The following is a 12,992-nucleotide window of genomic DNA, read 5'->3' as shown; positions in this document are numbered from 1 at the left end:
AAGCGCTTCTGACCGAGTGCTTACGCAGTGCAGCATGGTTTGGCAGGGTTTTTACGGTGCTTTTCACATGGAAAAAGACGGCATCAGGGTTGCTGCTGAGTTAGTAAGAAATCGTTCAGTTCGCCGTCAATTTCTGTAAGAGGTGAGTCAGATTCGCGTCAGCAGGCAGGCGGATAGTGAATCGGCGGGCCTATGGCAAGCCCGCTAAATATTCAATAAATCAAGGAGACAGACATGGCTATCAACGCATCGCAAGGCGCGGGGGTCAAGGCGACCCCGCGGCCCATGACTCCGGAAGAACGCAAGGTGATCTTTGCCTCGTCGCTAGGCACGGTTTTCGAGTGGTACGACTTCTATCTCTACGGATCGCTGGCGGCCATCATCGCCAAGCAATTCTTCAGCGGGCTCGATGCGGGATCGGCCTTCATCTTCGCGCTGCTGGCCTTCGCGGCCGGCTTCATCGTGCGGCCCTTCGGCGCACTGGTGTTCGGGCGGCTGGGCGACATGATCGGGCGCAAGTACACCTTCCTCGTGACCATCCTGATCATGGGCCTGTCGACCTTCATCGTCGGCATCCTGCCCACCTACGCCAGCATCGGCGTGGCGGCGCCGGTGATCCTCATCGGCCTGCGCATGCTGCAGGGCCTGGCCCTGGGCGGCGAGTACGGCGGTGCGGCCACCTACGTGGCCGAGCATGCGCCGCACGGCAAGCGCGGCGCCTACACCTCATGGATCCAGACCACGGCAACGCTGGGCCTGTTCCTGTCGCTGCTGGTGATCCTGGGCGTGCGCACCTCCATCGGCGAGCAGGCCTTTGCGGACTGGGGCTGGCGCATTCCCTTCCTGCTGTCCATCGTGCTGCTGGGCATCTCGGTGTGGATCCGCATGACGCTGTCCGAGTCGCCGGCCTTCCAGAAGATGAAGGCCGAGGGCAAGGTCTCCAAGTCCCCGCTGACCGAGTCCTTCGGCCAATGGCGCAACCTCAAGATCGTGATCCTGGCGCTGATCGGCCTGACCGCCGGCCAGGCCGTGGTCTGGTACACGGGGCAGTTCTATGCGCTGTTCTTCCTGACCCAGCAGCTCAAGGTCGATGCGGTGACGGCCAATCTGCTGATCGCGGCGGCGCTGATCATCGGCACGCCGTTCTTCGTGATCTTCGGTTCGCTGTCCGACAAGATAGGCCGCAAGCCCATCATCATGCTGGGCTGCGTGCTGGCCGTGGTGACCTACTTCCCCGTGTTCAAGGCGCTGACCGAAGCGGCCAACCCCGACCTGGCTGCGGCACAGGCCAAGAACAAGGTGGTCATCGTCGCCGATCCCAAGGAATGCTCGTTCCAGTTCAATCCCACGGGCACCTCCAAGTTCACCAGCTCCTGCGACGTGGCCAAGCAGTTGCTGGCCGCAGGCTCGGTCAGCTATGACTCCGAGGACGCAGCGCCCGGCAAGACGGCCTTCATCCGCATCGGCAGCACCGAGATCCCCTCGTTCTCCATCAAGGGCCTGAGCCCCGAGGAAGCCAAGGCCAAGGACGCCGAGTTCAAGAAGACCGTGGCCAAGGTGCTGGCCGAGGACGGCTACCCCACCAAGGCCGACCCCGCGAAGATGAACAAGGTCATGATGGTCGCCATCCTGACCTACCTGGTCATCCTCGTGACCATGGTCTACGGACCCATCGCCGCCATGCTGGTGGAGCTGTTCCCCACGCGCATCCGCTATACCTCCATGAGCCTGCCGTATCACATCGGCAATGGATGGTTCGGCGGCCTGCTGCCCACCATGTCGTTCGCCATCGTGGCCCAGACCGGCAATATGTACAGCGGCCTCTGGTATCCCATCGTCATCGCGGGCGCCACGGCCATCATCGGCACGCTGTTCCTGCGCGAGACCAAGGATGTGGATATCTACGCTAATGATTGAGGGCTCCCCCTGAGGCGCTTACGCGCCTTCCCCCTCTCTCGCTTCGCGGGTGGGGGACGACGCCATCGCCGCGACGCGGCTCTTGCTCGGCGTCTCTGAGTTGGGCCGCGCCGGTTGCATGCGGTGTGCGCAGTATCCGACTGTGTTTTGCGGCTCTGCATTGATGAAAGCCCATGGCGGTTTGCCGTGGGCTTTTTCTTTGGGTGCTTCTAATGGTTTTCCATGTCATGCCTGTGGCAGCAAAGCATCAGATGGCGCATTTTCAGAGGCGGGCATACATTTTTTGACATGCCCGCACCTAGAATCCGCAGCAGCCGCAAATGGCACTGATCTAGAGCCGGAGTCGGCCCTGAGATTTCAAGAATACCCACTCAACAATCCCAAGGAGATGCCGAGATGATCAAGATGAACCGCGTTGCCCTGGCCGTGCTGGCCGTGCTGGGTTCCACCACCGTGATGGCGCAAAGCAGCGTGACGATTTATGGCCGTATCAACACGACCATCGAACGCGAAAAGATCGGTGACCAGACCGTCAACAAGATGGAGAACAACTCCTCGCGTTGGGGCATGCGCGGTGTCGAAGATCTGGGCGGCGGCCTGAAGGCCGGCTTCGTGCTGGAAAGCGGTTTCGCTTCCGACACCGGCATGGGTTCCTCCTCCACGGGCGCGCTGACTTTCGGCCGCCAGAGCGAAGTGAACCTGTCGGGCAGCTTCGGCAAGATCCGCATGGGCAACTTCTTCCCCGGTTCGTACTTCGCCACGGCCGACTACGTGAGCATGCACAACCATGACACGGGTACCTCGTCCGACGCGCTGTACTTCGATCCCGTCTGGTTCGCCAGCGGCCTGGGCACCGCCAACAAGATCTCCTACACCACCCCCAACATCGGTGGCCTGACGGTCGAAGGCTCGGTCTCCATGCACGAGAAGGCCACGCCCGCCCGCAAGAACGGCTATGACCTGGCCGTCAACTACGACGTGGGCCCTCTGGCCCTGGGCGCCGGCTACAGCCAGGTGGACGAAGACAAGCAGGCCGCCTTCCGCGCTGCCTACACCTTCGGCCAGTTCGTGGTCGGTGGCTACTACCAACGCAACGACGAGCAGATCCGCGGCACGCGCAACAACTTCCGTCTGTCGGGCATGTACACCCTGGGCGCTTCCGAGTTCCACGTGAACCTGGGCCACGCCAACAAGTGGAGCAACATTGCCGACTCCGGTGCCAACCAGTGGACCCTGGGCTACAACTACAACCTGAGCAAGCGCACCAAGGTCTACGGCTACTACACCAAGGTGGACAACAAGGCCGGCGCCAACTACATGACCGGTGTGAAGGGCGCGGACTTCTCCTCCTTCGCGCTGGGCGTGCGTCACGCATTCTGATCGCCGCGCGGCGTAAGCCGCGAGCAAAGCAGGTCTGTTCCAATCAGCACCTGCCTGCCATATCAGGCCTCGTACCGAAAGGTGCGGGGCCTTTTTGTCTGGGCCCGTCTTTTCAAAGCCTGATCAAGGAAAAAACCATGAGGATCATCGCGGCCGGTTGCCTGGCCTTTGTCGTCGTCTCGCTGCTGGCCATCACCCAGGTAAAGGGTGTGCCGGGTGAGCAGGCCATGCCTGCCTCCGTGCAGATGGCCAAGTAAGCCCTCGGCAAGAGGCACGAGCCCCGGACTGGTTCCGGGGTTTTTTTATGGTCGCGCGGATGCGTCGAGGCGGTGTCTTTTTGTTTAACCTGTATGAAAATACAGGTATTGAGAAGCGTCTGATGCCTGACGCATGGACTGCCTAGAATGTTTGGCTCCCACTGACCACAGAACACCCATGACGCACGGTCTGATTCGAATTCGCGGCGCACGCCAGCACAATCTCCAGAACCTGGATCTCGACATCCGTACCGGCGAGCTGACCGTGGTCACGGGGCCCAGCGGCTCGGGCAAGTCCAGCCTGGTGTTCGATACCCTGTATGCCGAAGGCCAGCGCCGCTATGTCGAGACCTTCTCGGCCTACGCGCGCCAGTTCCTGGACCGCATGGACAAGCCGGCCGTGGACCGTGTGGAGGGGGTGCCGCCGGCCATCGCCATCGACCAGACCAATCCCGTCCGCAACTCGCGCTCCACCGTGGGCACGATGACCGAGCTCAACGATCACCTGAAGCTGCTGTTCGCGCGTGCGGCCCAGCTGTTCGACCGCGACACCGCCGTGCCCGTGCGCCACGACACGCCCGACAGCGTGCTGGAGGAGCTGGCCGAGCGTTGCCGGCAGGCCGGTGATCCGCGCATCGCCATCACCTTCCCCGTGGAGCTGCCCGCCAACACCACGGCTGCCGAGGTGGAGCAATGGCTGTCGGCCAGCGGCTTCACCAAGGTCCAGGCCGAGCGCGAGGCCGAGAAGGCCGGCGCCGTGGAGCCTGCCGCTGACGCCAAGGGCAAGAAGGCCAAGGCGGCGGCGCCGCTCAAGGTCAAGATGCTGGACGTGGTGGCCGACCGCTTCCGCCTGGGCAATGTGGAGCGGGCCCGTGTCTACGAGGCCATCGAGGTCGCGCTCAAGCGCGGCAGCGGCCACATGACGGTCTATGTGCTGCCTGAATCCGCCGTGGAAGCCGCAGGTGCCCAGCCCACCGAGCCCCAACTGTGGAAGTTCTCGCTGGGCCTGCACTGCCCCGAAAGCGGCCTGAGCTACCAGGAGCCGATTCCTTCGCTGTTCTCCTTCAACTCCGCCGTGGGCGCCTGCGAGGCCTGCCGGGGCTTTGGCCGCGTGATCGGCGTGGACTGGGGGCTGGTCATCCCCAACGACAAGCTCACCCTGCGCACGGGCGCCATCAAGCCCGTGCAGACACCGGCCTGGAAGGAGATCCAGGACGACCTGATGCGCCATGCCGAGGCCGAAGGCATTCCGCGCGACACGGCCTGGGCCAAGCTCACCGACGCGCAAAAGAGCTGGGTGCTGGACGGCTCGCCCAACTGGAACGGCAAGTGGACCCAGACTTGGTACGGCATCAAGCGCTTCTTCGAATACCTGGAGAGCAAGGCCTACAAGATGCACATCCGGGTGCTGCTGTCCAAGTACCGCAGCTATACCGAATGCCCCACCTGCGGCGGCGCGCGCCTCAAGACCGAAAGCCTGCTGTGGCGCCTGGGCGGCAAGCAGGCCGCCGATGCCGTGCTGCCGCCCGGCGACGAAGGCCGCTACCGCCGCTTCATGCCAAAGGGCGTGGCCTGGAGCCGTGAGCAGCTGGACGCGCTGCCGGGCCTTTGCCTGCACGACCTGATGCAGCTGCCCCTGGTGCGGCTGCGCGACTTCTTTCAGCAGCTGGCGCCGGCTGCCGACGCCCCATTGCATGACGGCGAGGCCCAGGCGCTCAAGATGCTGCACGCCGAAATCATGGCACGCGTGCAGTACCTGTGCGACGTGGGCATCGGCTACCTCACGCTGGACCGCCAGAGCCGCACGCTGTCGGGCGGCGAGGTGCAGCGCATCAACCTGACCACGGCCCTGGGCACCTCGCTGGTCAACACCCTGTTCGTGCTCGACGAGCCCAGCATCGGCCTGCACCCGCGCGACATGGAACGCATCACCGAGGCCATGCAGCGCCTGCGCGATGCGGGCAACACCCTGGTCGTGGTCGAGCATGACCCGGCCGTGATGTTCGCGGCCGACCGCATGATCGACATGGGCCCCGGCCCCGGCGCGCGCGGCGGCCAGATCGTCTTCGACGGCACGCCCGAGGACCTGCGCCATGCCGACACGCTGACCGGCGCCTACCTGGGCGGGCGCAAGCAGGTGGGCTTCGGCCTTAAGCGCATGGTGACCGAATCCACGCCGCGGCTCATCCTCGAAGGCGCGCGCGAGCACAACCTGCGCAGCATCGACGTGGACTTTCCGCTGCAGCGCCTGGTCACCATCACCGGCGTCAGCGGCTCGGGCAAATCCACGCTGATCCAGGACGTGCTGGTGCCCGCGCTGATGCGCCACTTCGGCAAGCCCACGGATGCGGCCGGCGCCTTCGAGCGCCTGCTGGGCGCCGACCACCTGAGCGACGTGATGTTCGTGGACCAGTCGCCCATCGGCAAGACGGCGCGCTCCAACCCGGCCAGCTACGTGGGCGCCTGGGACTCCATCCGCGAGCTGTTCGCCATTGCGCCGCTGTCGCGCCAGCGCGGCTACACGGCCGCCAAGTTCAGCTTCAACAGCGGCGACGGCCGCTGCCCCACCTGCGGCGGCTCGGGCTTCGAGCATGTGGAGATGCAGTTCCTCTCCGACGTCTACCTGCGCTGCCCCGACTGCAACGGCACGCGCTACCGCCCCGAGATCCTGGAAGTCACGATCGAGCGCCACGCGGCCGGCGAGCTGCAGCCGCGCAAGCTCAACGTGGCCGATGTGCTGGAACTCACCGTGGCCGAGGCGGCCCTGCTGTTCGCCCAGGACCGCGAGGTCATCCGCGCCCTGCAGCCCATCGTCGATGTGGGCCTTGAATACGTGAAGCTGGGCCAGCCCGTGCCCACGCTGTCGGGCGGCGAGGCCCAGCGCCTCAAGCTCGCGGGCTTTCTGGCCGAGGCGGCCAAGTCCCAGGCCAAGTCGAAGCAGGCGCTGGCCAAGAAGGGCACATTGTTCCTGTTCGACGAGCCCACCACGGGCCTGCACTTCGACGACATCGCCAAGCTCATGCGCGCGCTGCGCAAGCTGCTGGAGGCCGGGCACTCGCTGATCGTCATCGAGCACAACCTCGACGTGATCCGCGCCAGCGACTGGCTGATCGACCTCGGCCCCGAAGGCGGCGACGGCGGCGGCGCCATCGTGGCCCAGGGCACGCCCGAGGAAGTGCGCCAGATTCCCGGTTCGCACACGGCCCAGGCGCTGCGCGAGTACGACCTGGCCATGGGCGTGGGCGGCGAGGCCGTGCGCGAGGTCGCCCCCATGCTCTACAAGAGCCAGCGCAAGGCGCATGCCATGTCGGGCGCCGCGGCCAGGAATGCCATCGAGATCGTCAACGCCAAGGAGCACAACCTCAAGCAGCTGTCGGTGGAGATTCCTCGCGGCAAGTTCAACGTGGTGACGGGTGTCTCGGGCTCGGGCAAGTCCACGCTGGCCTTTGACATCCTGTTCAACGAAGGCCAGCGCCGCTACCTGGAGTCGCTCAACGCCTATGCGCGCTCCATCGTCCAGCCTGCGGGCCGGCCCGAGGTGGATGCGGTCTACGGCATTCCTCCCACCGTGGCCATCGAGCAGCGCCTGTCGCGCGGCGGGCGCAAGTCCACCGTGGGCACGACCACCGAGGTCTGGCACTTCCTGCGCCTGCTGTACGTCAAGCTGGGCACGCAGCACTGCATCCACGACGGCGCCGCCGTGCAGCCGCAGACGGCGGAAAGCATCGCGGCCCAATTGCTCACGCAGTTCAGGGGCCAGACCATCGGCCTGCTGGCGCCGCTGGTGGTCAACCGCAAGGGCGTCTACACCGAGCTGGCCGACTGGGCGCGCCCGCGCGGCTACACCCATCTGCGCGTGGACGGCGAATTCCTGCCCACCACGGGATTCCCGCGCATCGACCGCTTCAAGGAGCACACCATCGAACTGCCCGTGGCCAGCGTCACCGTCACGGCGGCCAACGAGCGCGAACTGCGCGGCCACCTGGCGCAGGCGCTGGAAACAGGCAAGGGCGTGCTGCATGTGCTGTCCGGCCTGGACAACCTGGCCGATGCCATGGCCGGCGGCCGGAGCACGGCCGGCATCGGCAGCCTGCAGGTGTTCTCCACCCAGCGCGCCTGCCCGGTCTGCGCCACCAGCTATGCCGAGCTGGACCCGCGCCTGTTTTCCTACAACAGCAAGCACGGCTGGTGCCCCGACTGCGTGGGCACGGGCGTCAAGCTCACCAAGGACCAGCGCAAGGTCTATGACGACACCCTGCTGGTCGAGGACAACCGGGGCCGCGAGGTCAAGTTCGAAGGCCAGGAAATCGAAGACCTGGCCGAAGTGACCTGCCCCACCTGCCAGGGCACACGCCTGAACGCCACGGCGCGCGCCGTGCGCTTCCATGGCGTGGGCATTGCCGAGATCGCCCAGCTGTCGGTCAACGACGTGCGCCAATGGGTGCAGGCGCTGGCCCTGTCCGGACGCGAGTCCGACATTGCCCGCGACCTCATCCCCGAGATCCAGAGCCGCCTCGAATTCCTGGAGGAAGTGGGCCTGGGCTACCTGACGCTGGACCGTGGCGCGCCCACGCTGTCGGGCGGCGAGGCCCAGCGCATCCGCCTGGCCGCGCAACTGGGCAGCAACCTGCAGGGCGTGTGCTATGTGCTGGACGAACCCACCATCGGCCTGCATGCACGCGACAACCAGATCCTGCTCAACGCCCTGCACAAGCTGGGCGACAAGGGCAACACCCTGGTCGTGGTCGAGCATGACGAAGACACCATCCGCCGCGCCGACCACATCATCGACATCGGTCCCAGCGCCGGCATACGCGGCGGCCGCCTCGTGGCCCAGGGCACGGCGGCCGACATCATGGCGGCCGAGGACTCCATCACGGGCCGCTACCTGCTGCATGCCATGCGCCACCCGTTCCAGCCGCGCCGCTGGGTGGGCGAAGGCCAGCCGCCGCAGGCGGCCGCCGAGCTTGCCGCCGTGGCCGAACCGGTGCCGGAACCCGCGCCTGTCAAGGTATCCAAATCCAAAAAGAAGGCCGCGCCTGTCGTTGTCGACGCCGAACCCGCCTCCGACGCACTGGGCTGGCTGACCGTGCGCGGCGCCCACTTGCACAACCTGCAGAACGTGGATGCGCGCGTGCCGCTCAAGCGCCTGGTGGCCGTCACGGGCGTCAGCGGCTCGGGCAAGTCCACACTGGCGCGCGACGTGATGCTGGCCAATGTGGCCGCCTGGGTGGGCCAGCGCGCCACCAAGGCCGGGCGCGATGCCATGGACGCCGGCAAGGCGCCGCCGCTGTCCGGCTGCAAGGGCCTGCAGGGCTTCGAGGGCATTGACCGCGTGCTCGAGGTCGACCAGACGCCCATCGGCAAGACCCCGCGCAGTTGCCCGGCCACCTACATCGGCTTCTGGGACACCATCCGCAAGCTCTACGCCGAAACGCTGGAGGCCAAGGCCCGCGGCTACGCAGCCGGCCGTTTCTCGTTCAACACCGGCGAAGGCCGCTGCCCGGCCTGCGAGGGCCAGGGCATGCGCACCATCGAGATGAGCTTCCTGCCCGACGTGAAGGTGCCCTGCGAGGTCTGCCATGGCGCGCGCTTCAACCCCGAGACCCTGGCCGTCTCCTGGCGCGGCAAGAGCATTGGCGACGTGCTGCAGATGGAGGTGGACGAGGCCGTCGAGTTCTTCGCCAGCATGCCCAGCATCGCCCACCCGCTGCAGTTGCTCAAGGACGTGGGCCTGGGCTATCTCACGCTGGGCCAGCCCTCGCCCACGCTGTCGGGCGGCGAGGCCCAGCGCATCAAGCTCGTCACCGAGCTGACCAAGGTGCGCGACGACGTGACCCGGCGCGGCAACAAGGCGCCGCACACGCTCTATGTGCTGGACGAACCCACGGTGGGCCTGCACATGGCCGATGTGGACAAGCTCATCCGCGTGCTGCACCGCCTGGTGGATGCGGGCCACAGCGTGGTCGTCATCGAGCATGACCTGGACGTGATCGCCGAGGCCGACTGGATCATCGACCTCGGCCCCGAAGGTGGCAAGGACGGCGGCCGCATCATTGCGGCCGGCACGCCCGAGGATCTGGTGGCTGCGGGCACGCACACGGGCAAGGCGCTCAAGCCCGTGCTGGCCCGTTGAGCCTCAGGCGCAGGCCACGCCTGCGCTGCGTGCGGAGCCTGCGGGCAGGCGGCTGCTCCAGAAGACCAGCACCAGGCCCACGGCCGTCAGCGCGGCGGCGGCCCAGCCCAGGTTGACCAGGCCCAGGCCACCGGCCAGGGCCAGGCCGCCAACCCAGGCACCCAGGGCATTGCCCAGGTTGAAGGCCGCAATGTTCAGGCTGGAGACCAGGTTGGCGCCCTGGGGGCCGGCCTGGTCCAGCACGCGCATCTGCATGGGGGCCACCGTGGCGAAGGCCACGACGCCCAGCACGATCACATAGGCCATGGCCACGGCCTGGTTCCCGAAGGCCCAGCGGCCTGCCGCCAGCACCACCATCAGCGCCGCAATGCTCCACACCAGGGCGCGCATCACGCCCCGGTCGGCCAGCTTGCCGCCCAGCAGATTGCCTGCGGCCAGGCCCGCGCCGAACAGCAGCAGGGTCAGTGCCACCAGGCTGTCGCCCATGCGGGTCACCTGGGTCAGCAGCGGCTCCACATAGGTGTAGAGCGCAAACACACCCGCAAAGCCGAAGGCCGTGATGCCCAGGCCCAGCCAGACCTGGCCGTTGGCCAGCACGGCCAGCTCCTGCGCCAGCGGCGTGACCTCGGGGCGGCCCTGGTCGCGCGGCACGAAGGCGGCCAGGATGGCAAAGGCCAGCACGCCGATCGCGGCCACGGCCAGGAAAGCGCTGCGCCAGCCGAACATCTGGCCGATCCAGGCGCCGGCAGGCACGCCCAGCAGGGTGGCCAGGGTCAGGCCCGAGAACATCAGCGCAATCGCCGACGCCTTCTTGTCCACCGGCACCAGTCCCGTGGCCACCACGGCGCCCACGCCGAAGAAGGTGCCGTGGGTCAGCGAGGTCAGCACGCGCGCCGACATCAGCCATTCATAGCTGGGCGCGAACGCGGCGGCCAGGTTGCCGGCGATGAAGATCAGCATCAGCGCCAGCAGCAGGCGCTTGCGCGGCCATTGGCGCGTCAGCAGCGTGAGCACGGGCGCGCCCACGGCCACGCCGATGGCGTAGCCCGAAATCAGCGAGCCCGCCGTGGGAATGCTGATGTGAAGATCCTGGCTGACCTGTGTCAGCAGGCCCATGATGATGAATTCCGTGGTGCCGATGCCAAAGGCACCGGCCGCCAGGGCGAGTAGGGAAAGAGGCATGGACGGATTCCTTGTGATCCTTGGTGTGATGTCCATTAATGTCGCACTGCAACATACCTTTGTGTAGATGGAATAATGGAAACGGATCTGTTCCTGTGTGGAATAGATAACCTCTTTTCAGGAGACGCCATGCCCGCACTTGCCCCACCCACGGCCACCGACACAGGCAACGCCGATGCCAACCGCTTTGCCGAGCTGGAAATGCTGATCCTGGTGGCCGAGCGCGGCAGCCTCTCGGCCGCTGCACGCCACCTGGGCATCTCGCCCTCGGCCGTCAGCAAGAGCATGTCGCGGCTGGAGGCGCGCCTGGGCGTGCAGCTGCTCCAGCGCAGCACGCGGCGCCTGCATCTCACGCCCGAAGGCTGCCAGCTGTTCGAGCGCGGCAAGCGCGTGCTGGCCGACCTGGAGGAACTGGAGGCCTGCGTGGCCGTGCGCAGCGAACCACGCGGCCTGGTGCGCATCAACACCAGCTCATCGACCGGAAAAATGCTGCTCGTGCCCCTGGTGCCGCAATTGCTGCAGCGCCATCCCGGGCTGAGCCTGGAACTGAGCTTCACGGACCAGATCGTGGACCTGGTCGAGGCCGGCACGGACATCGCCGTGCGCTGGGGCCAGCTTCCGCCCTCGGACATGGTCGCGCGGCTGCTGGGCCACACGCGGCAGGTCATCCTGGCCTCACCGGAGTACCTGGCCCGCATGGGCAGGCCGCTGCATCCAGACGAGCTGGGCCACCATGTGCGCCTGGGCTGGAGCTACCAGCGCGCCATACCGCACTGGCCATTTCTGGTGGACGGCCAGCGCGTGGCCGTCGATATCGGGGAGGTGGTGCGCGTCAACGACGGCGATGTGATGCGCGAGCTGGCGCTGCACGGCACGGGCCTGGCCCGCCTGTCGCTGTACCACGCCTGGGCCGACGTGCTCGCCGGCCGGCTGGTGCCCGTGCTGGAGGAATTCAACACGGGCGACCTGGAACCCATCCACGCCGTCTACCTGGGCAAGCCCGACCGCCTGCCCCCGCGCACGCGCGCCGTGCTCGACTTCCTGCAGCAGCATGTGGACCTGCGGCATGCGGAGCAGCTGCCGGCGCTGCCCTGATGGGTAGCCGGCAGTGGGGGCGTCACTCCTGCCCGGCTGGCAGAGGTGCGGCGTTGAAGGACAGGTTTTCGATGTGCTCGTGCAGCGCGGTATACACAGGCTCCGCAGGCGCCGAATTCTCGTAGACGATGCCCGTGCCTACATCTTGGGGCGTGGTCAGCCGCTTGATGACCAGGCGCTGGTTGGGGCGGTTGCCATTGGTGCTGGACGTGCCCTCGCCATCGTTGACGCTGTAAACGAAGCGGTAGCTGCGCAGGATCTGGCCAGAGCTGTTGATCCACACACACAGCGTTTCACCTGCCAGTGCGCCGCGGACCTGGTGCTCGCAGCCGAACAGGCCATCTCCGCTGGTCATGAGGCCGTTGCCGTTGGAAGTGGCGCTGGTCTGGCGTGTCAATTCCACGCCCAGGGTCTGAAGCCCCTCGGAACCGATTGAAGTCATGGTCCAGATGCCCCGCAGACTGGATGCCACGGCGGGGTAACCGAAGTTGAAACGCGAAATCGCCACTTCCTGCTCGCCGGGCAGCGTGATGAATCCCGAAACGCCGCTGGTGAAGCGCATGCTGACCTGGCCCATATTGCGGTCTTCGGTGCCCGACATCGGGCCGCTGCCCAGATAGCGGCCACCCTTGTAGCGGATCAGCGGCGCTGAAAATCGGTTGTTGGACAGGGCGCCGGTGGTCAGATAGAACGAAGGTTCGCCAGTGCGCTCATAGGCATACATCTGCATGACCAGATTGCCGTTCTGCGCGTCAATGGCCAGCCCGCGACCCGGCTTGCCGTTGAGTTCGGAAGTCACGACCCAGGTGCCATTGCTGGGCATGAATGCGTGCGCCAGGCCGCAGCCCAGCAAGATGGCTGCTGCCAATGTTTTCTTGAACATGGTCCCTCTCTGTCTGATTAAGAAAATGCATGGGCATTCTAGCCATCGTCTTTACAAAGAGAAACAGTGCGATGGTCTTGAGTGATTTTTGCTGGCGTCCCTGAAATGGGTTCGTACGCCGGCAATGTGTTTTCCGGCGTGC

The 12,992-nt window shown here is 66.1% G+C and carries 6 protein-coding genes; 4 read left to right on the top strand and 2 right to left on the bottom strand.

Annotation, left to right across the window (positions count from 1 at the left end):
• Positions 1 to 234 precede the first annotated feature (234 nt).
• From INR38_RS20640 to uvrA, 3 genes are all read left to right on the top strand, one after another.
• Positions 235 to 1,917 (top strand): MFS transporter, encoded by a 1,683-nt coding sequence (locus tag INR38_RS20640; protein ID WP_013800409.1) that lies wholly within the window; start codon positions 235 to 237, stop codon positions 1,915 to 1,917.
• Positions 1,918 to 2,313: 396 nt separating this feature from the next.
• The gene (locus tag INR38_RS20635) at positions 2,314 to 3,297 is read left to right on the top strand and encodes a porin (RefSeq protein ID WP_013800410.1); all 984 of its coding nucleotides are present in this window, start codon (positions 2,314 to 2,316) and stop codon (positions 3,295 to 3,297) included.
• A gap of 435 nt (positions 3,298 to 3,732) precedes the next feature.
• Positions 3,733 to 9,690: an excinuclease ABC subunit UvrA gene (uvrA, locus tag INR38_RS20630; protein WP_207442741.1), complete on the top strand. Its 5,958-nt coding sequence runs from the start codon at positions 3,733 to 3,735 to the stop codon at positions 9,688 to 9,690.
• A 3-nt stretch (positions 9,691 to 9,693) separates the two neighbouring features.
• Here the strand turns inward: uvrA and INR38_RS20625 are convergent, their stop codons facing one another.
• The gene (locus INR38_RS20625) at positions 9,694 to 10,872 is read right to left on the bottom strand and encodes an MFS transporter (RefSeq protein ID WP_012207748.1); all 1,179 of its coding nucleotides are present in this window, start codon (positions 10,870 to 10,872) and stop codon (positions 9,694 to 9,696) included.
• 129 nt (positions 10,873 to 11,001) lie between these two features.
• Between INR38_RS20625 and INR38_RS20620 the strand changes: the two genes are divergently transcribed.
• A complete protein-coding gene (locus INR38_RS20620; RefSeq protein ID WP_192368232.1) occupies positions 11,002 to 11,967 on the top strand; it encodes a LysR family transcriptional regulator in 966 nt (321 codons plus the stop codon).
• A gap of 22 nt (positions 11,968 to 11,989) precedes the next feature.
• On the opposite strand, the gene INR38_RS20615 is transcribed toward INR38_RS20620, so the two are convergent.
• On the bottom strand, positions 11,990 to 12,850 hold the full coding sequence (locus INR38_RS20615) for a hypothetical protein (protein WP_207442740.1): 861 nt from the start codon (positions 12,848 to 12,850) through the stop codon (positions 11,990 to 11,992).
• Between the last annotated feature and the right edge of the window lie 142 nt (positions 12,851 to 12,992).

The organism is Delftia sp. SD018, assembly GCF_017355445.1.
GTDB lineage: Bacteria > Pseudomonadota > Gammaproteobacteria > Burkholderiales > Burkholderiaceae_C > Comamonas > Comamonas acidovorans.
This window is presented reverse-complemented; position numbering and strand designations above follow the sequence as displayed.

What these genes read in the sequence shown, in the direction of transcription:
- INR38_RS20615 (WP_207442740.1), bottom strand. Translation starts at nt 12,850, where the DNA reads ATGTTCAAGAAAACATTGGCAGCAGCCATCTTGCTGGGCTGCGGCCTG.
- INR38_RS20635 (WP_013800410.1), top strand. Translation starts at nt 2,314, where the DNA reads ATGATCAAGATGAACCGCGTTGCCCTGGCCGTGCTGGCCGTGCTGGGT.
- uvrA (WP_207442741.1), top strand. Translation starts at nt 3,733, where the DNA reads ATGACGCACGGTCTGATTCGAATTCGCGGCGCACGCCAGCACAATCTC.
- INR38_RS20620 (WP_192368232.1), top strand. Translation starts at nt 11,002, where the DNA reads ATGCCCGCACTTGCCCCACCCACGGCCACCGACACAGGCAACGCCGAT.
- INR38_RS20625 (WP_012207748.1), bottom strand. Translation starts at nt 10,872, where the DNA reads ATGCCTCTTTCCCTACTCGCCCTGGCGGCCGGTGCCTTTGGCATCGGC.
- INR38_RS20640 (WP_013800409.1), top strand. Translation starts at nt 235, where the DNA reads ATGGCTATCAACGCATCGCAAGGCGCGGGGGTCAAGGCGACCCCGCGG.